This window comes from Ilumatobacter coccineus YM16-304 (assembly GCF_000348785.1).
Taxonomy (GTDB): Bacteria; Actinomycetota; Acidimicrobiia; order Acidimicrobiales; family Ilumatobacteraceae; genus Ilumatobacter_A; species Ilumatobacter_A coccineus.
This window is the reverse complement of record NC_020520.1, coordinates 3,263,470-3,283,530: the sequence shown is the minus strand read 5'-3', so window position 1 is coordinate 3,283,530 and position 20,061 is coordinate 3,263,470. Positions and strand designations below refer to the sequence as shown.

At 67.7% G+C, this 20,061-nt stretch carries 20 protein-coding genes; 10 read left to right on the top strand and 10 right to left on the bottom strand.

Going from position 1 to position 20,061, the window contains the following annotated elements; all coding sequences use genetic code 11:
* The first annotated feature begins 53 nt into the window (after window positions 1–53).
* The 5 genes from YM304_RS14795 to YM304_RS14770 all read left to right on the top strand — a co-directional run bounded on the left by YM304_RS14795 (window position 54) and on the right by YM304_RS14770 (window position 4,962).
* Window positions 54–824 (top strand): hypothetical protein, encoded by a 771-nt coding sequence (locus tag YM304_RS14795; RefSeq protein ID WP_162142079.1) that lies wholly within the window; start codon window positions 54–56, stop codon window positions 822–824.
* Window positions 825–857: 33 nt separating this feature from the next.
* Entirely contained in the window at window positions 858–1,313 is a 456-nt protein-coding gene (locus YM304_RS14790) for a hypothetical protein (protein WP_015442508.1), read from the top strand.
* A 71-nt stretch (window positions 1,314–1,384) separates the two neighbouring features.
* Complete coding sequence (locus YM304_RS14785; RefSeq protein WP_015442507.1) at window positions 1,385–2,209, top strand: cobalamin-dependent protein; 825 nt, start codon at window positions 1,385–1,387, stop codon at window positions 2,207–2,209.
* 138 nt (window positions 2,210–2,347) lie between these two features.
* Window positions 2,348–3,235 carry a hypothetical protein gene (locus tag YM304_RS14775; protein WP_015442506.1) on the top strand — a complete coding sequence of 296 codons (888 nt, stop codon included), beginning with the start codon at window positions 2,348–2,350 and terminating at the stop codon, window positions 3,233–3,235.
* On the top strand, window positions 3,232–4,962 hold the full coding sequence (locus YM304_RS14770; protein WP_015442505.1) for a Y-family DNA polymerase: 1,731 nt from the start codon (window positions 3,232–3,234) through the stop codon (window positions 4,960–4,962). The genes YM304_RS14775 and YM304_RS14770 overlap by 4 nt, the downstream gene beginning before the upstream one ends.
* An 82-nt stretch (window positions 4,963–5,044) precedes the next feature.
* On the opposite strand, the gene YM304_RS14765 is transcribed toward YM304_RS14770, so the two are convergent.
* Complete coding sequence (locus tag YM304_RS14765) at window positions 5,045–5,809, bottom strand: response regulator transcription factor (protein WP_015442504.1); 765 nt, start codon at window positions 5,807–5,809, stop codon at window positions 5,045–5,047.
* 117 nt (window positions 5,810–5,926) lie between these two features.
* Here YM304_RS14765 and YM304_RS22715 point away from each other — a divergent pair, with 117 nt between their 5' ends.
* Window positions 5,927–6,511, top strand: a complete 585-nt coding sequence (locus YM304_RS22715; RefSeq protein WP_015442503.1) for an NUDIX hydrolase — start codon at window positions 5,927–5,929, stop codon at window positions 6,509–6,511.
* A gap of 143 nt (window positions 6,512–6,654) precedes the next feature.
* On the opposite strand, the gene YM304_RS14755 is transcribed toward YM304_RS22715, so the two are convergent.
* The gene (locus YM304_RS14755) at window positions 6,655–7,560 is read right to left on the bottom strand and encodes a DMT family transporter (RefSeq protein ID WP_015442502.1); all 906 of its coding nucleotides are present in this window, start codon (window positions 7,558–7,560) and stop codon (window positions 6,655–6,657) included.
* A gap of 172 nt (window positions 7,561–7,732) precedes the next feature.
* On the opposite strand from YM304_RS14755, the gene YM304_RS14750 reads away from it, so the two are divergent.
* Entirely contained in the window at window positions 7,733–11,296 is a 3,564-nt protein-coding gene (locus YM304_RS14750; RefSeq protein ID WP_015442501.1) for an error-prone DNA polymerase, read from the top strand.
* Window positions 11,297–11,338: 42 nt separating this feature from the next.
* Here YM304_RS14750 and YM304_RS22710 read toward each other — a convergent pair whose 3' ends face one another.
* From YM304_RS22710 to YM304_RS14730, 4 genes are all read right to left on the bottom strand, one after another.
* Window positions 11,339–12,262 (bottom strand): CobW family GTP-binding protein, encoded by a 924-nt coding sequence (locus YM304_RS22710; protein ID WP_015442500.1) that lies wholly within the window; start codon window positions 12,260–12,262, stop codon window positions 11,339–11,341.
* A 314-nt stretch (window positions 12,263–12,576) separates the two neighbouring features.
* Window positions 12,577–12,984, bottom strand: coding sequence for a hypothetical protein (locus YM304_RS14740; RefSeq protein ID WP_015442499.1), 408 nt, complete (start codon window positions 12,982–12,984; stop codon window positions 12,577–12,579).
* Window positions 12,984–14,177 carry a mandelate racemase/muconate lactonizing enzyme family protein gene (locus YM304_RS14735; RefSeq protein ID WP_015442498.1) on the bottom strand — a complete coding sequence of 398 codons (1,194 nt, stop codon included), beginning with the start codon at window positions 14,175–14,177 and terminating at the stop codon, window positions 12,984–12,986. Before YM304_RS14735 ends, YM304_RS14740 begins: the two co-directional genes overlap by 1 nt.
* Window positions 14,178–14,264: 87 nt before the next feature.
* Window positions 14,265–14,873 (bottom strand): nuclear transport factor 2 family protein, encoded by a 609-nt coding sequence (locus YM304_RS14730; RefSeq protein WP_015442497.1) that lies wholly within the window; start codon window positions 14,871–14,873, stop codon window positions 14,265–14,267.
* 228 nt (window positions 14,874–15,101) lie between these two features.
* On the opposite strand from YM304_RS14730, the gene YM304_RS14725 reads away from it, so the two are divergent.
* Window positions 15,102–15,956 (top strand): acyl-CoA thioesterase, encoded by an 855-nt coding sequence (locus YM304_RS14725; RefSeq protein ID WP_015442496.1) that lies wholly within the window; start codon window positions 15,102–15,104, stop codon window positions 15,954–15,956.
* A gap of 16 nt (window positions 15,957–15,972) precedes the next feature.
* On the opposite strand, the gene YM304_RS14720 is transcribed toward YM304_RS14725, so the two are convergent.
* The 4 genes from YM304_RS14720 to YM304_RS14705 all read right to left on the bottom strand — a co-directional run bounded on the left by YM304_RS14720 (window position 15,973) and on the right by YM304_RS14705 (window position 18,077).
* Window positions 15,973–16,464, bottom strand: a complete 492-nt coding sequence (locus YM304_RS14720) for an NUDIX domain-containing protein (RefSeq protein ID WP_015442495.1) — start codon at window positions 16,462–16,464, stop codon at window positions 15,973–15,975.
* An 88-nt stretch (window positions 16,465–16,552) separates the two neighbouring features.
* On the bottom strand, window positions 16,553–16,888 hold the full coding sequence (locus YM304_RS14715) for a putative quinol monooxygenase (protein ID WP_015442494.1): 336 nt from the start codon (window positions 16,886–16,888) through the stop codon (window positions 16,553–16,555).
* A gap of 94 nt (window positions 16,889–16,982) precedes the next feature.
* The gene (locus YM304_RS14710; protein WP_015442493.1) at window positions 16,983–17,273 is read right to left on the bottom strand and encodes a DUF3039 domain-containing protein; all 291 of its coding nucleotides are present in this window, start codon (window positions 17,271–17,273) and stop codon (window positions 16,983–16,985) included.
* Window positions 17,274–17,339: 66 nt separating this feature from the next.
* Entirely contained in the window at window positions 17,340–18,077 is a 738-nt protein-coding gene (locus YM304_RS14705; protein WP_015442492.1) for a class I SAM-dependent methyltransferase, read from the bottom strand.
* A 60-nt stretch (window positions 18,078–18,137) separates the two neighbouring features.
* On the opposite strand from YM304_RS14705, the gene YM304_RS14700 reads away from it, so the two are divergent.
* Window positions 18,138–18,791, top strand: coding sequence for a sigma-70 family RNA polymerase sigma factor (locus tag YM304_RS14700; protein WP_154723476.1), 654 nt, complete (start codon window positions 18,138–18,140; stop codon window positions 18,789–18,791).
* Window positions 18,791–20,047 (top strand): hypothetical protein, encoded by a 1,257-nt coding sequence (locus tag YM304_RS22705; RefSeq protein ID WP_015442490.1) that lies wholly within the window; start codon window positions 18,791–18,793, stop codon window positions 20,045–20,047. The genes YM304_RS14700 and YM304_RS22705 overlap by 1 nt, the downstream gene beginning before the upstream one ends.
* Window positions 20,048–20,061: the final 14 nt, after the last annotated feature.

Sequence of the window (20,061 nt, the reverse complement as noted above, 5' to 3'; positions counted from 1 at the left end):
CCCCGGGTGGGCAGTGCCCCGTGCGGCGGGTTCGGGGGCGGTACCGTTCGATCGTGATGCTGAAATCGATCGTGCTCGCGTCCGTGGCGGCGCTGTCGATGGCTGCGTGCAGCGGCGACGACGAGTCGTCGTCGGAGTCCGCACCGGTCACGGTGACGGAATCGACGCCGTCCACCGACGCCGACGACGAGCCCTTCACCCAGACCACCGGTGAGATGCGCCCGGTCCCGACCGTCCCGCCGTCGACCATCGAAGGGCAGACCGGCGACTCCGGAGACGGCGTGATCGAAGTGGCCCCGACCCTCGTTCCGCCGCCGCCTCCCGAGGTCGACCCCGACGAGCCGGCGACCACGCCGGTGCCGCCCACGACCGAACTGGTCGGCGACCCGCAGCCGTCGCCCGACACGACCCAGCCCCCGCCGCCACCGACGGTGGAGCCGGCCCCCGCTGCCTGCGAGCGACTCGACCCGTTCGGCATCGATCAGATCGTCGCCGACGAAGGCGGATCCGCAGCGACGAGCACCGACGTCGACGAGTCGACCTGTCTCATCGAGTCGGGATCGGTCTCGGCCGAGGTGTTCTTCGTCCCCGTCGACCAGGTGCGCAACGACTGGTACCTGCGCTCGGGCATCGAACCCGTCGGTGAAGTCGGCGAGGAAGCGGTCGGCTTCAGCTCGTACCTCACCCCCGACGGCCGGGTCGACGCGGGGTACACGATCGCCGTCGCCGGGGGCAGAGAGGGTGTGATCGTCGCGGTCACCGGCACCTCCGATGCCCGTCTCGTGGCGATCGACGTGATGATCTTCGCCAACCAGGCTGCGTAGGTCGGAGGCCCGCGCACTAGCCTGGCGTGCGATATGGGTCAGCTGGTCGCCGTTACCGAGAAGCCGAGCGCAACACCTGGTGTGGTGCGCTACGAAGTCAACCGCACGCTGTCGGGCCAAGGGCACGAACGGTTCCGTTCGGTCCTCGACGCGTACGGCGCGTCGCCGTCCGACGAGTTGGCTCGCCAACTGTTCGCCACCGGCCGTGTCGCCGGGGTGCACGTCTACTCGAACATCATCACGGTCGACCTCGAGAAGGGCTACGACTCCGACGGTCTGTCCGACATCGTTCGTGACCTCTACCAGTACTGGAAGCCCGGCGTCACGCCGCCGTCGTTCGAAGACCTCCAGCCCGACGAGCCCGAGGCCGGTGGCGACGACGCCGCCGCAGCCGGTGGCGACGCCGCGCTGACCGAAGCGGCGAAGAAGGTGCCGATGCACCTGCTGGTCCGTGCTCGCGAAGCTCGCGAGCGCTGGAACAACAAGTAAGCCTCGAAGTACCAAATCTGCGCACGGTTGGGCGCGTCGTCGAGAGGCCGATCTAGCCTGCGCCTTTGCTGATGGCAACGACGCTGACTCTTCACGAAGCCGCCGAAGAACTCGGCGTCCACTACATGACCGCGTACCGGTACGTGCGGCTCGGACTCCTCGATGCCGAGAAGGTCGGTGGCACCTGGCAGGTCGGTTCCGATGCGGTCGAGCGCTTTCGAGACGGTGAGCAGAACGGCCCCGTCGAACGTGGTACTCCGGCGCCCTGGGCGGAGCGTTTCGAGGCCCGTCTGGTCGCCGCCGACGGTGCCGGAGCGTGGGGCGTCGTCGAAGCGGCGCTCGCTGCCGGTGCCGATCTCGACGGGCTGTATCTCGACGTCGTCGCACCGGCGATGGTGTCGATCGGCGAACGTTGGGAGACCGGCGAACTCGATGTGGCGGTCGAGCATGCGGCGAGCGGGATCGTCACGCGGATCATGGGTCGCCTGGGGCACCGTTTCTCCCGCCGAGGCCGGTCACGCGGCACGGTGGTGCTCGGTGCGCCGGCCGACGAGACCCATGCCCTTCCTGTCGCGATCCTGGGCGACCTGCTCCGACTGCGGGGGTGGAACGTGCTCGACCTCGGGGCCAACACGCCGTCGGCGTCGTTCGTCTACGCCGCCAAGGCCGCCGATGTCGTGGCCGTCGGCATCTCCGTCACCAACAGCGAGTCGTTGGACTCGGCTGCCGCAGCGTGCGCGGCCATGAAGGAGGCCGATCCGGCCACCAAGATCATCGTCGGCGGTCGCGTCGTGCGAGACGGCGAGCATGCGATGTCGCTGGGGGCCGACGGCTGGGCGGCGAACGGAGCCGATCTGCACGCGCTGCTCATGTCGTGGGCGCGGCTGACGCGCTAGCCGCTCGACCGTCACCGACGCTCATTCGCCGCTCACTCGACGTCGCCGCCGGACGCATCGCGGGCGTCACCGCTGGACACGGCACGATCGTCGCCGGCCCCTTGCGTATCGAACAGGTGTTCGATACGGTTTCGAAGGATGGAACTGGCAGCACGTGATGATATTCCTTCCGACCACGACGCGTTGAGCGACGTGCTCGCGCAGCTCGGAGAACGTGTCGCCCCGGTCACGTTCGCTCGTGAGCGGACGCTGCCGATCGCCGAGCCGCTCAGCGGCCTGTTTCCCGAGCAGGCACTGGTCCGCGGGCGGGTGCTGTCGTGCTGCGGCACGGCGGCATCGTCGATGGCGTTCTCGGTGGCGAGCGAGGCGCTGGCGCAGGGCGCGTGGATGGCAGTGGTCGACGTCGACACGTTCGGAGCCGACGCGGCCGCCGAGCTCGGGGTGCCACTCGAACGCATCGTCCGGATCGAGAGCAACCCGCGGCTGTCCTCCGACGCGTCGGCCGAGGCTGCTTCCGATCGCCTGGCAGCCGAATGGATCGACGTGATGGGTGCTGCCGTCGACGGCTTCGACATCGTCGTCACCCGGGTCCCGGCGTCGTTGCGCACCGATCGCCGCCCGGCGGCGGTCCGCAAGCTCGGTTCCCGTGTGCAGCAACGCGGGGCGGTGGTCCTCGTGTTGGGCGATGCCGGTGCCCTGGGGAGCGACATCACGCTGACCACGCAGCGGACCGTCTGGGAGGGCCTCGGGCAAGGGTTCGGCCACCTCCGCTGCCGTCAGATCGAGATCGAAGCGGCGGGTCGTCGCCAGCCTCGAGCGCAGCGCTGCTCGCTGGAGCTGGTCGGAGCCGCCGGCCGCGTCGCACTACGTGCGGGGGTGGCTTCGGGTGAGTCGGCGCTCGCCGTCGTCGCCGGCGACGACCTGGCCGTCGGCCGTGCCGTCGACGCTGTCGAACTCGACCCGCAGGCCGAAGTCCTGGCCGAGATGCGTGCCGGCCTCCACGACGACCACCTCGCTGCCGGATGAGCGCCGACACCGGCGTCGACGATGCCAGCGCACGAGCGCCACGGCCGTCAGGGCCGTCACGATCGTCGGAGCCATCCGAACGTCCGGAGCGATTCATCACCATCTGGTGCCCCGACTGGCCGATCGTCGCTGCCGGCTGCCGGCCCGAGGTGCCCGCAGCGGTCATGCGATCGCATCGGGTCGTGGCCCGGTCGACCGCTGCCGCGAGTGAGGGCGTGGTCATCGGGCAGCGTCGTCGACAGGCGCAACAACGTTGTCCGCTCATCGAGCTGCTCGACGACGACCCGGCTCGTGATGCTCGAGAGTTCGAGTCGGTGGTCCGGGCGGTGGCCGACGTCGCGCCGCGCGTCGACGTGGTCGAACCCGGCTGGCTCACCGTGGCCGCAGTCGGGCCGTCGCGCTACTTCGGAGGCGACCTGGCCACCGCCGAGCACCTGGCCGACATCGTGCGACGCGCGCTCTCGAACCGGGAGGTGGCGGTCGGAGTGGGGGTGGCCGACGGGCGGTTCTCGGCGAGCGTGGCCGCTCGGTTGGCGGTGCGTCGATCGTCGCCCGTGGTGGTCGAACCGGGGGAGTCGGCGACCTTCTGTTCGCCGTTGCCGGTCGGGTGGTTGCAGACGCTCGGCGAAGTCGACGCCGACCTCGCCGACCTGTTCGTCCGGCTCGGCATGCGTCGCCTCGGTGACCTCGCTGCGTTGTCGGCCGCCGACGTGCTCGGGCGCTTCGGGCACGTCGGCGTGCATGCGCATCGCTTGGCGTCGGGAGCCGATCATCGCCCGGCCAACACCACCGATCCGGCGCCCGAACGGCGTCTGTCTCGAGTGCTCGACGATGCGGCGGGTCAGTCCGACGCCGTGGTCTTCGTCGCCAAGCAGTTGGCCGACGAACTCGCCGGTGCGCTCGGCGCCGACGGGCGAGTGTGCACCCGTCTCGTCGTCCTGCTCGAAACCGAACACGGCGAACGTTCCGAACGGTCGTGGTATCGGTCGGCCGGCATGTCGGCATCGGCGATGGTCGAGCGGGTGCGATGGCAACTCGACGGGTGGATCAACCTGCCGCGCGGCAGCGAGAACGAGATCACCGGTGGCGTTGCGCTCATCCGGTTGACCCCCGACGAGGTGCGCGCCGACGAGGGCGTGCAACTCGGGCTGTGGGGTGGGCAGTCGGAAGCCGACCGGCGAGCGGCCCGGGCGATCGCACGGCTGACCACGCTCACGTCCGAGCAGGCGGTCACGGTGCCGGTCTGGCACGGCGGTCGTCTGCCGGCCGATCGGTACCGGTGGGTGCCGGCGACCACGGTCGATCTCGATCAACGTGAACGAGCGGTGTCGCGTGCCGGTACCGGGGCCGGTCCGCACGGCCCGTGGCCGGGTTCGTTGCCGGCTCCGTCACCGGCAACGGTGTACGGCGACGGGCGTCCGGTCGAAGTGCTCGATGCCGACGGTCTCTCGGTGTCGGTCAACGGTAGAGGCATCGTGTCGGCGCCCCCGGCGGTCATGCGAGTGATGCTGGGCAGCGAAGAGGAGGGGTGGCGCCGCGGCAAAGTGCGACGCATCGAGTCGTGGGCCGGGCCGTGGCCGGTCGACCAGCAGTGGTGGGAGCCGGCGAATCATCGTCGGCTCGCGCGGTTCCAGATGGTCACCGAGGCCGACGAGTCGGGAGAGCGTCACGCGGCGCTGGTGGTCGCCGAGCACCGACGCTGGTGGCTCACCGCCGTGTACGACTGACGCGACAGCGAACGCGCAGCGTCAGATGGGTGAGCGCGTCGCTCGAAGGTGACGTCGAGGGGACGTCTGGGGGTCGGGTCGTTCAGGCGAACGTCGCGGCGCGAACCGGCGACAGTTCGAGTGCGTCGGTGACGTCGTTGGCGAGGCGGAAGCCGACACCGCGAACGGTGTGGATCACCTTGGTGCCGGGAGCGGCTTTGTCGAGCTTGCGACGCAGGTTCGACAGGTGCACGTCGACGACGTGCGTGTCGCCCACCCACTTCGGACCCCACACGGCGTCGAGGAGGTCCTCGCGAGTGCACACTTCGGTCGGGCGGCGGCAGAGCTGTTCGAGCAACGAGAACTCGATACGGGTGGTCTGCACCTCTTCGTCGTCGACTCGCACCTCACGGCGGCCGAGATCGATCACGAGCGGTCCGAGGACGATCGTCGAGGCGACCTGAGAATCCACTCGTTGCTGCATCTGGCGCGGTCGGCGGAGAAGCGCGTGGCAGCGTGCGGCGAGTTCGTCGGCGTGGACCGGCATCGACATCGCATCGTCGGCACCCGACTGGATGACCGAGGTGCGGAGGCGATGCTGGCCTTCGTTGGTGATGCAGATCAGGTACTGCTCGGACGACTCGCGCAGTTTCTCGTGCAGTGGTCGTCCGTCGGGGGCGAAGAGAAACGAATCCACCACGACGACATCGGGGGAGAACGACTCCGCGAGGAGGATGGCAGCATCTCCATCGGTCGGTGCGCTGACGCAGAACCCGGAGGCTCTGAGGCCCGCCACGGCCACACGGCGCAGGTCGTGATCGTCGACTGCGACCATGATCCGAGATGAGATGTTGATGTCGTTGTGCATTGGGAGCCCTTCCGGATCCGCCGAACCGGTGTTCAAGGTTGATGTGTTCTGAGGTATGAGCTTGTATCGGCCCCGTTCTGTCTGAACTTGAAGATGAAATGTTGACAAATTACGGAGATGTCATTTCCGGCGGCGCCTGCTACACCTGACGAGGTGATCGACGACGCGCTTCGCTCCCGGATTCGAGACGACGTCGAGGCCCGTGTCGGACTCGACGAACGCGAGGTCACGTCGAGAGCGCGATTCCTTGCGGCGTATGACGATCTCGACGATCCGCTGTCGCAGGAATCCAGCCCGATCCACGTCACCGGATCGGGCATCGTGGTGGGGCCACGCGGAGTGGTCATGCTCAAGCACAAGCGCCTCGGCATCTGGTTGCAACCCGGTGGTCACGTCGATCCCGGCGAGACGCCGTGGGCTGCCGCACTGCGCGAATCGGCAGAAGAAACCGGCCTCGACGTGTCGTTCGCCGGTCCGTTCGATGCCGATGGGGTGCCGGAGTTGATCCACCTCGACGTCCACGCCGGAGGCCGTGGCCACACGCACCTCGACCTGCGCTATCTGATCGACGGTGGAACATCCGACCCTGCGCCGCCGGACGGTGAGAGTCAAGAGATCGGTTGGTTCTCCTGGCACGACGCGATCGAGTTGGCCGACCCCGGCGTCGAGACCATCCTGCGCCACCTCGCCCCCTCGGGATGATTTCTGGCCTGGCCAAAAATCACCCTCAGACCGACCGAGAAGGTGATTTCTGGCCTGGCCGAAAATCACCTTCACGTCACCCAGGGTGGTGGCCGGCGGCGACAGGGTGATATCTGGCCTGGCCGAAAATCGTCGTGACGGTCTCAGGCGTGGCGGCGGGTGTTGGCGGTGACCACGACGTAGACGCCGGCGATCACGAGGAGACCGCCGACGAACTCGGTCAGACCGAGCACCTCGTCACGGATCAGCCAGGCGAACACCACGCCGAACACCGGAATCAGATAGGCGCTCGCCGCTGCCTGCGTCGGTGAGGCACGCTGCGTGACGAACGCCATCAACGCGAACGTGACGGCGTTGGCCGGAATCCCGGCGTACAGCACCGGGAGTAGCAGCTTCCACGACCAGGTCGTGTCGGCAGTGCCCTCGGTGACGAGGGCGAGAGGGATCAGGATCGCCGCCGACATGTACAACTGGACGCCGACGATCATGATCGGGCTGATCCCGCCGAAGTCCTTCCACCGCATGAACACGGTGCCGAAGGCCCAGGCCACCGCCGACAGCACGAGCATCCCGATACCGGTGGCCGCCGCGTCGCCCGACAGCGACGGCGATGCCAAGACGGCCGTGCCGGCGAAGCCGACGATCAGTCCGACCGCTCCGAGCCGGTTCACTCTGGCTCCGAGGAGCGCGAACGAGAGCAGTGCGGTGAACAGCGGCATCGTGCTCGACACCAGCGACGCCACGCCGGCCGGTACCCGCTCGATGCCCAAGACCAGCAGGGCGCTCGACACGGTGGTGATGCTGAACGACACGACGAAGATGCGGCCGTAGTCGCCGAGCTTCGTCGGGAGTCGCTGACCGCGAGCCAACGCGAAGGTCAGCAGCGCCGTGCCACCCGCCACGGTGCGCATGCCCGCCAACAGCAGTGGTGTGGTGCGTTCGAGGGCGAACTTGATGACGGTGAAGTTGAGACCGATCAACGCCGCGATCAGGCAGACGAGCGCCAACACGACCTTGGGGTGCAGTCTCGCCGCCGACTCGGAACTCATGAACGGCCCATCATGACGCAGCGCGTCACCGATGCGATGCCCCACGAGCGCCCGGTCGGCGTGACGTTCGACCACTGCATGGAGAGTGCCGCCTGAGCACCGTGTGGATGCCGCCGAGAATCCAACTCGATCGAACTTGTGTTCGTAGCACATGTGTTCGATACTGGGGTGGATGGGCTTCAACAACCCCTCCTGGTCATGGAGTGAACTCGAGGCCACGTTGTCCGACACGCCCACCGGGCGCAGTCCGACACCGAAGGCTCCGCGCACCGGACGAGACGGTCGCGCCCCCGGATCGCCGTCGTGGAACGCCGGTGGCGACGGTCCGGCCTGGAGCCGCAAACGCCAGCCGTTCGAAGCACCCGACGATCTGTCTGGCCGCTCCGCTGATCGTGGAGGCGAGTGCCGCGTTCCCTATGCCGAACTGCACTGCCACACCAACTTCTCGTTCCTCGACGGCGCCTCGCACCCGGAAGAGCTCGCGAGCGAAGCGGCCCGTCTCGGCCTCGAGGCGTTGGCGGTCACCGACCACAACGGGTTCTACGGGATCGTCCGGTTCGCCGAAGCGGCCAAGGCCGTCGGGTTGCCGACGGTGTTCGGCACCGAGATCACCCTCACCGCTCGCCCCGACGGGCGACTGCTCGACCGCCGAGTCGCCCGGACCGAAGCCGACACGCAGATGCAGATAGACACCGGCTTGGTGCCCGACTCGCACGCTCCCGACCCGGCCGGCACACACCTCGTGGTCCTCGCCGACGGTCCCGACGGCTACGCCAGGTTGTCGCGGTTGCTCAGTCAGGGCCATCTGGCGGGGGAGAAGGGGGCTCCACAGTTCGCATTCGACGACATCGTCGACGGGTTGGTCACCGACACGCACTGCCACGGCTGGGTGCTCACCGGTTGTCGCAAAGGTGCGGTACCCGCAGCGTTGGTCAACGACGGGCCGGCGGCCGCCGAACGCGAACTGCGTCGACTCGTCGATGCGTTCGGCTCCGACCGAGTGCTCGTCGAACTGTGGGATCACGGAGACCCCGCCGACTCCGAACGCAACGACGGCCTCCACGAGCTCGCCCAGCGAGTCGGCGTCGAGTGCGTGGCGACCAACAACGTCCACTACGCCACTCCCGCACAGCGCAAGCTGGCCACCGCGCTCGCAGCGGTGCGGTCTCGGCGCAGCCTGACCGACGTCGATGCGTGGCTCCCGTCGTCGGCGGGTGCACATCTGCGGTCGGGTGCCGAGCAGGCCGAACGGTTCAAGCGGTTCCCGGGTGCGGTCGAGATCGCGGCCGAGGTCGGACGAGCCGCAGCGTTCGACCTCGCCCTCGTCGCCCCGAAGCTGCCGCCGTTCCCGTGTCCGGAGCAGCCCGACGGGTCGCGTCTGTCGGAGATGGAGTTCTTGCGCGAGGTCGTGGCCCGAGGGGCCGGGCAGCGGTACGGCGATCGGCCGCCACCGCACGAAGACATGTCGTTGCGCGCCCGAGCCTGGAAGACGATCGACCACGAACTCGCGTTGATCGAGCAACTCGACTTCGCCGGCTACTTCCTCATCGTGTGGGACCTCGTCGAGTTCTGCCGCCGATCGAACATCTACTGCCAGGGGAGAGGCAGCGCCGCGAACTCGGCGGTCTGCTACGCCCTCGGGGTCACCGCCGCCGATGCGGTGTCGCTCGGTCTGCTGTTCGAACGGTTCCTGTCACCGGAGCGAGACGGTCCGCCCGACATCGACATCGACATCGAGAGCGACCGCCGTGAGGAGGTCATCCAGTACGTGTACGAGACGTACGGACGCCATCACACGGCACAGGTCGCCAACGTCATCACCTATCGGTCGCGTTCGTCGATCCGTGACATGGCGAAGGCGCTCGGGTACGAACCCGGTCAGCAAGATGCCTGGTCGAAGGAAGTCGACGCCTGGGGCAACGTCGGCGCCACCGCCGACCAACCCGATTGCACGATCCCACTTCCGGTTCTTCAGCTTGCGGCCGAGGTCGAAGACGCGCCGCGTCATCTCGGCATCCACTCCGGCGGCATGGTCATCTGCGATCGGCCGGTCATCGAGGTCTGCCCGGTCGAGTGGGGGCGGATGGAGAAGCGCTCGGTGCTGCAGTGGGACAAAGACGACTGTGCGGCGACCGGCCTGGTGAAGTTCGACCTGCTCGGGCTCGGCATGCTCTCGGCGCTGCACTACGCGGTCGACCTCATTGCCGAACATCGGAAGTATCACGTCGACCTGGCCACGATCCCGCAGGACGACGACGTGTACGCGATGTTGTGCCGCGCCGACACCGTCGGGGTGTTCCAGATCGAGTCGAGAGCGCAGATGGCGACGCTGCCGCGGCTCAAGCCGCGCAAGTTCTACGACCTCGTCGTCGAGGTGGCGCTCATCCGGCCGGGGCCGATCCAGGGCGGGTCGGTGCACCCGTACATCCGTCGCCGCAATGGCCAGGAGGCGGTCACGTATCTGCATCCGCTGCTCGAGAACTCGTTGGCCAAGACCCTGGGCGTGCCGTTGTTCCAAGAGCAGATGATGCAGATGGCGATCGACATCGCCGGGTTCACGCCGGCCGAATCCGACGAGCTGCGCCAAGCGATGGGGTCGAAGCGGTCGGCTCGCCGGATGGAGGCGTTGAAGACCCGTCTCTACGAAGGGATGGAACAGAACGGGATCACCGGCGACATCGCCGACCAGCTCTTCGTGAAGCTGAAGGCGTTCGCCAACTACGGGTTCCCGGAGTCGCACTCGGTGTCGTTCGCCTACCTGGTCTACGCATCGAGTTGGATCAAGCACTACGAGCCGGCGGCGTTCTGCGCGGCGCTGCTCAACGCGCAGCCGATGGGGTTCTGGTCGCCGCACACGCTGGTGCAAGATGCTCGCCGCCACGGTGTGGTGGTGCTCACCCCCGATCTCAATGCGTCGTTGTCGTGGGCGACGCTCGAACCGCACGCCGACTCGCTCGGGTCGACGGCCCGGCCGGTGTCGCACGGATTCGCCACCGCACCGGCGGTCGACCGGTCGCTCGACGAAGGGCTCGCGGTCAGGCTGGGGCTCTCGTCGGTGCGCGGCATCGGCAAAGAACTCGCCGACGAGATCGAAGCCGAACGCGATCGTGGCGGCCCGTACACCAGCACCGAAGACCTGGTGCGACGCGTACCGATGCTCACGCTCGGCCAACTCGAAGCCATGGCGACGGCAGGCGTGTTCGAAGAGTCGCTCGGCCTCGACCGTCGCGAAGCGCTGTGGTCGGTGGGCGCCACCGCGCAGTCGCGGCCCGGACGGCTCGCGGGGATCGTCACCGGTGCCGATGCACCGCGGTTGCCGGGGATGACCCCGGTCGAAGAAGCGATCGCCGATCTGTGGGCGACGGGCGTGTCACCCGAGGGGCATCCGACGATCTTCGTGCGTCGCGAGCTCGAGGAGTTGGGCGTGCTCACCTCGCGGCAGCTGTGGGACGCCGAGCCGACCTCCACGGTCAGAGTCGCTGGCGTGGTCACCCATCGTCAACGGCCGATGACCGCGCAGGGCACCACGTTCCTCAACCTCGAAGACGAGTTCGGTCTCATCAACGTGGTGGTGTCGAAAGGCTGTTGGGCTCGGTTCCGCAAGGTGGCCCGAGGTGCCCCGGCGATGCTGATCCGCGGCAGGCTCGAACGCAGCGAAGGCGTCATCAACATCGTCGCCGATCACCTCGCACCCCTGCCGCTCCCCGGCAAGACCACCAGCCGCGACTTCCGCTGACAACCTGGTTGTTTCCATCCCGGATCGAAATAACCAGGTTGGTCACTGACGGAGCGAGATGACGACGAGGTCGGTCGGATCCTGCCGCTCCGACGGGAGCAGCACCGAGATCTCGCGTCGCGAACCGACGATCTGCACCAGCAACCGTTCGTCGTCGGGCGTCGCCACCACGCCCTTCGCTCGCACGATCTGTCCGCCGAAGTGGCGAGGGAGCTGATCGAGCAGCGCCTCGAGTTCGCCCCGGTCGAGCGGACCGTCGATCGGCATCATGTCGGTCTGGTGCAGGTCGAACAGCGTCGGCCCCGGCACGGCGGCGATGTCGCCCGCCCGGTGCCCGCCGAGCGCGAGGAACCGGCCGAGCGCTTCCGGCTCGCGGCGACCGAGACCACCGTCGACCACCGGCACCCCGGGAGCGAGCTCGCCCAGACGGGCGATCGCCGCGGTCGTCGTCGGACGATCGGCCAGGTCGGTCTTCGTCAACACGATCATGTCGGCCTCCGACACCTGCCGATCGATGTGCTGACGGACCCAGCCGGGCAGACCGGTGTCGACCAACTGATCGACCGCCGCAACGATCACCACGCCGTCGAGCAGGAAGCCCGCCGAGTTGCCCCACGGGATCACGTTCGACGCCTCGGCCACACCGCTGAGCTCGACGATGATGTGCTCGGGCGGCACCGCACGCGCCCGGATCTGATCGAACGCCGCACCGAACCCGTCGATCGACGAACAGCACACACAGCCGTCGGTCAATTCCAACGTGTCGCCGTTGCGCTTCTTCACCAGGCGGGCGTCGATGTTGATCGCCCCGACATCGTTGACGATCACCGCGATCGGCCGATCAGATGCCGCCAACAACTCGTTGATCGCCGACGTCTTGCCGGCTCCCAGGTAGCCGCCGACGAACGTCAACGGCACCCGCCGCCCGTCCCACGGCAAGAACTCCGGCTCGGTATAGGCAGTCATTGCCCGCCAAGACGTGCGTTTGCGAATGGGAGGTGCGAGCAATGACGCCAGGCTGGCTCGCTGGCGCTCGCGGCGCCGGCCGCTGGGCCGAGTCGGTGAGGGTTTCCTGTGTCAGGCCGTGTCTGACACCGTTTGCGGCGGGTTGTCTCAGACGTCATGGGTGGATGATACGGAGCGATGCCGGTGCCGAGTTCGGTCAATCGGTGTCTGACACCGGATGACGGGGTCAACGGATGTCAGGCCGTGTCTGACACCGTTTGCGGCGGTGTGTCTCGGACGTCATGGGGTCGATGATACGGAGCCGTCGCTCCGGGTCAGGCCGCGAGCAGGTATCCGATGACGAAGCACAGGTTGAACGCAGCGAACCAGGCTGATCGCTTCGCTGGCCACCACACGAACACGCGGCGGACGACCGAGTTCGGCGGTGAACCCGTCGGCCGGAACCAGAGCGCAGCGACGGTCGCGATGACGGCGATGGTGAACGCTGCGACGAGTCCCCACGTCAATTCGTCGGCGAGCGAACCGCGCCACACACCGGTGCCGAGCCCCGAGAACACGGCGGCCACCCACGGAAGTGCCGTTCGCAGATCCGGATCGCTGAAGATCTTGCGGAGCAGTTCGCCGAACAGTTCGACGATGATCTGCCCGACGAGTTCGAAGATCAACTCGAAGATCAGTTCGGCAATGAATGCGAACAGTGCGATACCGAGGATCGCGTGCATCAACGGATGGGGGTGGGTTCCATGCTGAGGTGGAGGGGGCCGCCGTCGCCGTCGGGCCAGGGGTTGGCGAGCGCCACCTCTTCGTTCAACTCGACGCCGAGCCCGGGCTCGCGAGACGGGATGACGTAACCCTCCTCCCACTGAATCGGCGTGGTGAGGAGGTCGGCGTGGAAGCCGCCCCACTCACGGATGCCTTCGATGATGAGCAGGTTCGGCAAGGTGGCCGCGAGTTGCACGTTCGCCGCACCGAGGATCGGGCCTGAGTACAGATGCGGAGCGATCTGGCAGCCGTTGGCCTCGGCGATCGCCGCGATCTTCTTGCCCGCCAGGATGCCGCCGCAGCGTCCGAGGTTCGGCTGCCAGATCGACGCGGCCCCGTGGCGAGCCAGCGCGGCGAACTCCGAGATGGTGGTCAGGCGCTCACCGGTCGCGATGGGAATCGTGGTCTGCCGTGCGACCTTCGCCATCTCCTCCGGCTGATCTGGGGCGGTCGGCTCCTCGAACCACAGTGGGCCGTACGGCTCGATCGCCTTGGCCATGCGGATCGCACCCGACGCCGTGAACTGACCGTGCGTGCCGAACAGCAGATCGGCCTTCGTGCCGACCGCGCCCTTGATCGCCGAGATCATCTGCGTCGACAGCGCCAGGTCGTCGAGGCTCGGCTGGTGGCCGTCGAACGCCGTGTACGGCCCCGCCGGGTCGAACTTCAACGCGGTGAACCCGCGCTCGACCTCGTTGACCGCACGAGCAGCAGCGTGCTCGGGGTTCGTGTACACCTCGCGCCAACCCGCGCTCGGGTAGAGGTAGGTGTAGGTGCGGAGACGGTCGTGCACCCGCCCGCCGAGGAGATCGGCGATCGGTTTGCCGACCTCCTTGCCGACGATGTCCCAGCAGGCCATCTCGATACCGCTCATGATGCCGACGAGGGTCGGGTCGGGGCGCAGCGAGTAGCCGCTCGAATAGATCCGCCGCCACATCAGCTCGATCTGGCTCGGATCCTGGTCGAACACCCAGCGAGCGGCCACGTCGTCGACCATCGCCTTGATCGTGTGCGGGCCGAACGTGGCGGCGTAGATCTCGCCGTATCCGACGATGCCGGTGTCGGTCGTGACCTTGACCACGATGAAGTACTTGCCGCCGAACGCGGGCGGCGGGTTCTTGATGACGAACGTCGTGACGTCGGAGATCTTCACCCCGCCACCTTCCCACATCGGACTCGCGATGCAGGAAGGTGACAGGACGGTGTTCGGTGAAGGCGTGCCCGCAGCGGGCGCCTCGGATCAGAGCGCGGGCAGCGTGCGAGGCACCGTGTTGTACGACATGAACTGGAGGAATCTCTCGGTGATCCGCCAGTCGCCACGGTCGGACTCGACCGTGTCGATGTACGTGCCCTTCACGATCAGGAGTTCCTGGCTCGCGCGGAGGACGTGCGTGGCCTCGAGATACGAGGTCATCTGCGCCGAGCGGCCTCGCTGGTCGATCGTGATGTTGATGGTGCCGAGCAGATGCTGCGTGGCCGAGTACGACTGGAAGGCACCGATCACGACGTCGGCCCACTCGTCGCGTCCGTTGGCGACGAGGGCGGGCGCAGCGCGATCGAAACCGGCCGCGATCGTCGCCTCGGCGGTGAAGGCCTGCTCGTACAGCGCTCTGCCGCCGGCGATGTCGCCGGCGCCGATCGCATCAGTGCCCAGCGCGTAGTTGACGCTGAGTTGGCGGATGGCGAGTTCGTCGGCGGCTCGCGCCGGGTTGGAGCTCCGGCCGGCGCTGACCGTTCCGCTCGGAAGCAGCGCAGCCGCGGAACCGGCGACCAGCGCGGCCCCGCCTCCGCCGATGACCGCTCGCCGGGCGACCGACCGACGGCTCGGGTTGTCGGGTGATGATGTCATGGAATCCCCATTTCTCATGATGGTGTGTTGACGTGGTGGTGACACCGACTGTATTGATGCTGGTCGATGCGACCCGAGGCGGACGCCATACCAGCAGGCTCGATCCGAGGTCGACGACGTTGCTCCCGGAGCGACGTCACCGACGTCGTCCGGTCCGGCTCGATCGGCAAAGCAATTCATCGTCGGCGATTTCCGTCGAGCGCTGTCGAGCGGGCAGGCTGTCGAGCGATGACCGACGAACTCTCGACCGATCTTCCAGCTTTCGATCTGCTCGACCTCGAACCCGTCGACGGCGCGACGACCTACCGCATGCCGGCCTCCACTCGTTTGTGCACGCCGTTCGGCTTCCTCTACGGCGGATCGGGCATCGCCGCATCGGCCGAGGCGTCGGAGCGAGCGACCGGCCGCCCGCTCCAGTGGATCACGACACAGTTCCTCGGCTCGCCATCACCCGGCGACGTCATCGATCTCCACGTCAACGTCGCCGTGACCGGCCGGGCATCGAGCCAGACGCAGGTGAGCGGCACGGTCGACGGTGCGCTGATGTTCACGTCGCTGTCCGCTCACAACGTGCGCCCGGCCGGCGACGAGACGGCGTTCTCGACGATGCCCGACGTGCCGGCACCGCTCGACTGCCCTGACTTCGCCGAGCCGTTTCACGTCGACCCGCCGGACTCGTTCTTCTCCACGCTCGAACGCCGCGTGGCCGCCGGCACGATCCGTTTCGACACGCCGCTCGGCGACGGCGACGTGCAACCCGGTCTCATCGCGATGTGGTGCCGACTGGTCGACTCCGACATCGGTAGCGCGGCCACGCAGGCGTACGTCGCCGACCTCGGGCCGTTGGCCGTGTGCGCTCGCCTCGGCCGACCGCTCGGTGGCACCAGCCTCGACAACACGCTGCGCATCGTCGACCCCACGCCCACGGACTGGGTGCTGCTCGAACTCGACGCCGACGGACTGCATCGGTCGGTCGGCCACAGCACGGTGAAGATCTGGTCGCAAGACGGACGGCCGCTCGGCATCGCACAGCAGTCGGCGATCCTGCGCACGAGCCACCACCAACCGCCTGCCAACGCCTGACCGCGGCGTCAGCTGCTCAGATGCCGGTGTCGAGCGGCGTGGTGGGCGGCCCGTCGACGGCGAGGGCACGGACGAGTCGACCGAGTCGCCCGGGGGCGAAACGCGTGCCGGTCGACGCGGCTTCGTCGATCTGCTCGGGAGTCCACCAGCGCAGTTCGTGGAGGCGCTCGTCGCGTAGTTGCTCCCAGCTCAGCGCTGGTCTCGGTTCGAAACGGTCGGTCACGGGCACGAGGTAGTAGCGATCGCGCTGACCGTCCCACTGCCCGTCGATGAACGGGATGATGTGCTCGCGATCCCAGATGTGCGGGCCGAGCGTGACGTCGTGCAGCCCCACCTCCTCGACGAGTTCGCGGTGCAGCGCGGTGATGTGATCTTCACCCGGGTCGAGCCCGCCACCGGGCACCGCCCAGACCGTGCCGGTCGGGAACTCGAAGCGGCACAGGAGCACCGACGCATCGGGAGTGAACAGGACGGCCCTGACGGCCTGCCGGATTCGGAGCTCGGTCACGTCGGTGACGGTAGCGGGCGGCGCGTTCGAGTCGACAGGTGCGCTGCGCCCGCCGTGGTCGGAATCGGCGAGGTTCCGGAGGTAGTGCTCAGAAGTCGACGGTGGCGATCTGATCGCTGTTGTACACGGGGGCGACGGCGTCGACGCGGTACTTCTTCACGTCGGCTCCGGTGATGCCCATCTCGCCGAGCTTGGCGCGCATGTTGGTGTAGTTGGGGTGGAGAAAGTGCGCGGCCAGGTCGGGCGGGGTCTCCCACAGTTCGTAGACGGCGATCACGTCGTCACGACACGGATCGGCACCGAACACGTAGGCGAGGCAGCCCGGCTCCTTGTCACGGGTGGCCTGCTGCAGCGTGGCGGTGGCTTCGAGGCACGCGGCGCGCTTCTCGGCGGGAATGAAGATGTTTCCTGCGACAACGATCATGTGCCCGAGTGTCGCGGAAACGGTGATCGGCCGACGAGCCGGGTTCGATCGGAGCGTCGGCCGGTCGGCCGCCGGTCGGCGGCTGCTCGACCGTTCAGTCGCTCGGCGTGTCGCGCAAGCCGTCGTTGAACGCCTGGTACATGCCGTAGACCGCTTTGCACTGCTCGCAGACCGGGAGTTGCTTCGGGTCGCGCGACGGCACCCAGACGAATCCGCACAGCGCTTCGATCGGCGTGCCCATGATGCGCGCTTCGAGGACCTTGGCCGCAGCGTTCTCGCCCGGATCGGTCTTGACGATGTGGGCCGACGTGGGCTCTTCGGTTTCGGTGACTTCGTCGGTCACGGGATCGTGATCGATCACCGGCATCGTTTCGAGATCGGTCATTGGTCCAGTGTGCCATCCGAGAGCGGGGGAGCGCACGGTGTTCGCGGAACCGTTCGCTCCCGTGGTTCACGCCCCGGCGCGAGTCGCTCGGAGCAGGAGGAACCAGGGGCGGTGTCGGTCGTCGACGCGGGCGGGGTCGGCGGCGGCTTCGGCGGCCGTGGCACCGAACTCGACGAGGCGGTCGATCGAGAACCCGGCGTCGATGACTGCATTGACGTAGGTCGCCACCGTTCGGTGCTGCTTGACGACGCCGTCGACGAACCAACTGGTGACCCGCTCGCCCTCGACGAGGTAGTTGTCGAGCGGCCAGATCCGATCGCCGCGCTCGCTCGTGTCGAACTGCTGCGTCGTCGGGGCGCTGTAGATCGGATGCTCGACCGAGAAGACGAGCGACCCGCCGGGTGCGACGGCGCCGGCGATGGTGCCCAGCAGGCGGCCGAGGTCGCGCACGTAGTGCAGTGCGAGCGAGCTGAACACGACGTCGCACGAGGTCACGTCGAGCTCGAGTTCGTCGAGGTCGACGCGCTGGTACTCGACGGTGGCGGGAGAATCGGCGACGGCACGTTCGAGCATCTTGGCCGAGACGTCGAAGCCGAGCACCGACGCCGCGTGCTGTGCTGCGGCCCACCTGCTGAACCAACCGAACCCGCAGCCGAGGTCGACCACACGTCGACCCCCGACGTCGCCGACCATGTCGCGCAACTCGGGCCACTCGGCAGCGCCATCGAGGCCGCGTACCTGCCGGTCGAGCGTGACGTATCCGGCCAGGAACTCGGGATCGTCGTAGATGTTCTGTGCTCCCATGACCCTCTCACCGAAAGCTACCCGACGCCTTCGGCGGACAGTTCCGATCGGGAACCACACGTGGACGAGCCAGGAGTCGAGCGACGACGAGCGGATGGCAGCGGCGGCGCGACGCAAAGTTGGTTACATCGCTCCGGGAGCGATGTAACCAACTTTGTATCGCTCGAAGGTCATGTGATGTCGTCGGCGTGTCGCGTTGTGGGCGGGTTCGGTGTCTGGATGATGATGGCAATCGTGTCCGAACGTCGAAGGCCCGACAGCAGCGAGGCGCTGCTCGTCCGGTCATATCCCGCACTCCGGCGCTACGCGGCCGTGGCCGCTCCGCCGGAGGTGGCCCCGGACGACTTGCTCCACGACGCGATCGTCGCGGTGCTTCGCTCGGGCGGCTTCGACGGCATCGAGTATCCCGCGGCGTACGTCAAGCGAGCCATGGTGAACCTCGCATCGAACGAGCGGCGCCGGCTCGGTCGGCGCCGCAGCGCGATCCGGGCGTTGTCGGCTGACGTATCGGGGCACGACGACGATTCGTATCCCTCGGACCTCGCTCACCTCGCGGAACTGTCGGCGAAGGAGCGCGTGGTGCTCTTCGCTCACTACGTCGATGGAGACTCGTTCGAGACCATCGCTCAGGATCTGGATCTGCGCCCCTCGTCGGTGCGTCAGATCGCCACTCGCGCCCGACGGGCGCTGCGTCGATTGAACGGAGACGACTGATGGACGACACGACTGGCAAATCGGCCGACCACCGTGACGACCGCATCGTGGACGAACTCGACCGGTTGTCGCGACGCGGTTCACCCGCCGATGCCGAAGGTGCGGTAGCCAAGGCGTTCGACGCAGCGGCGTCGAGCGAGATGGCAGCGCCGTCGCGTCCCGGGCGAACCCTCGTCAGCGTGGCTGCAGCGAGCCTCGTCGTGATCGCGCTCGGCGCGTCGGCCTACGTCGTCGCGAATCGGCAGCCCGACGACACGGAGCCGTTGCCCGCCGCGACCGTGCCGGACACCGCCGACAGTGCCGTGCCATCGACGACGGTCGCGTCCACTCCTGACTCGACCACCTCGACCGCCATTGCGACGACGACGATTCCGATCCCGACGTCGTTCCCTGCTCCGGCCCTCGGTGACCTGGGACTGCTCGACAGCACGCATCTCGTCGTGCCCTCGGTCGTGCCCGACGGATGGACCATCACCCCGTCGTTGATCGGCGACGGCAGCCAACGATGGACGTTCGAGAATCCGGCACGCAAGGCATCCGGCTCGGTGAGGGCATACAGCGCCCCTGACGTCGTGGCCGACGCCGCCGACCGCCCGAGCGGTGAACCGGTCCGTTGGAGTGTCGAGATGAGCCAAGAAATGTTCCGCGTCTATACGGCACGGGCAGATACCAACGACCAAGTCGCCGTCACCGTCATCGGGTCCGACCCGGCGCTGTTCGACGACTTCCTGCTCGACTTCGACGAGTTCCTGCTCGGGCTCACGGTCGGCGACCGGGCACAACATCCGGCCGGAGCGTTCGATGCACAGGTAGATGGCACGGTCGCGGCAGCCGGCGACTCCGATGATGTGTCGCTCCGAGCGGCAGCGGTAGGAGATCACCTGTGCTGGTCGATGTCGCCAACGGTCTTCTCCACTCGCGGTTGTGCTCGAGATCCGTTCGATGATGTCTCGGCCGACGGCCCCGAGTTGGACACGGGCATCGCCGTGCTCTCGCAGGGCGGCCTCGGCATCCCGCAGAACTCCACCGATCCAGATGCGGCAATCGTCACCACGATCGTGCGCCTCGCCGGTGTGACCCTGCCGAGCATCGACAACGTCGCCATCACGCTCGCGACGGGTGAGACGGTGACGGTTCCGACTGGCGAGGTGAACGACGAACTCGGCCTCCGCTTCTTCGTCTACGTCACCGTGGTCGACGGCTCCGCCGACGTCGTCGAACACATCACGTCGATCACCGCCGCTGAGTCGACGTGACCCTCCATCGGAGC

Coding starts and splice junctions, on each gene's coding strand:
- YM304_RS14790 (WP_015442508.1), top strand. CDS start 858: ATGGGTCAGCTGGTCGCCGTTACCGAGAAGCCGAGCGCAACACCTGGT.
- YM304_RS14785 (WP_015442507.1), top strand. CDS start 1,385: ATGGCAACGACGCTGACTCTTCACGAAGCCGCCGAAGAACTCGGCGTC.
- YM304_RS14775 (WP_015442506.1), top strand. CDS start 2,348: ATGGAACTGGCAGCACGTGATGATATTCCTTCCGACCACGACGCGTTG.
- YM304_RS14770 (WP_015442505.1), top strand. CDS start 3,232: ATGAGCGCCGACACCGGCGTCGACGATGCCAGCGCACGAGCGCCACGG.
- YM304_RS14765 (WP_015442504.1), bottom strand. CDS start 5,809: ATGCACAACGACATCAACATCTCATCTCGGATCATGGTCGCAGTCGAC.
- YM304_RS22715 (WP_015442503.1), top strand. CDS start 5,927: ATGTCATTTCCGGCGGCGCCTGCTACACCTGACGAGGTGATCGACGAC.
- YM304_RS14755 (WP_015442502.1), bottom strand. CDS start 7,560: ATGAGTTCCGAGTCGGCGGCGAGACTGCACCCCAAGGTCGTGTTGGCG.
- YM304_RS14750 (WP_015442501.1), top strand. CDS start 7,733: ATGGGCTTCAACAACCCCTCCTGGTCATGGAGTGAACTCGAGGCCACG.
- YM304_RS22710 (WP_015442500.1), bottom strand. CDS start 12,262: ATGACTGCCTATACCGAGCCGGAGTTCTTGCCGTGGGACGGGCGGCGG.
- YM304_RS14740 (WP_015442499.1), bottom strand. CDS start 12,984: ATGCACGCGATCCTCGGTATCGCACTGTTCGCATTCATTGCCGAACTG.
- YM304_RS14730 (WP_015442497.1), bottom strand. CDS start 14,873: ATGACATCATCACCCGACAACCCGAGCCGTCGGTCGGTCGCCCGGCGA.
- YM304_RS14725 (WP_015442496.1), top strand. CDS start 15,102: ATGACCGACGAACTCTCGACCGATCTTCCAGCTTTCGATCTGCTCGAC.
- YM304_RS14715 (WP_015442494.1), bottom strand. CDS start 16,888: ATGATCGTTGTCGCAGGAAACATCTTCATTCCCGCCGAGAAGCGCGCC.
- YM304_RS14710 (WP_015442493.1), bottom strand. CDS start 17,273: ATGACCGATCTCGAAACGATGCCGGTGATCGATCACGATCCCGTGACC.
- YM304_RS14705 (WP_015442492.1), bottom strand. CDS start 18,077: ATGGGAGCACAGAACATCTACGACGATCCCGAGTTCCTGGCCGGATAC.
- YM304_RS22705 (WP_015442490.1), top strand. CDS start 18,791: ATGGACGACACGACTGGCAAATCGGCCGACCACCGTGACGACCGCATC.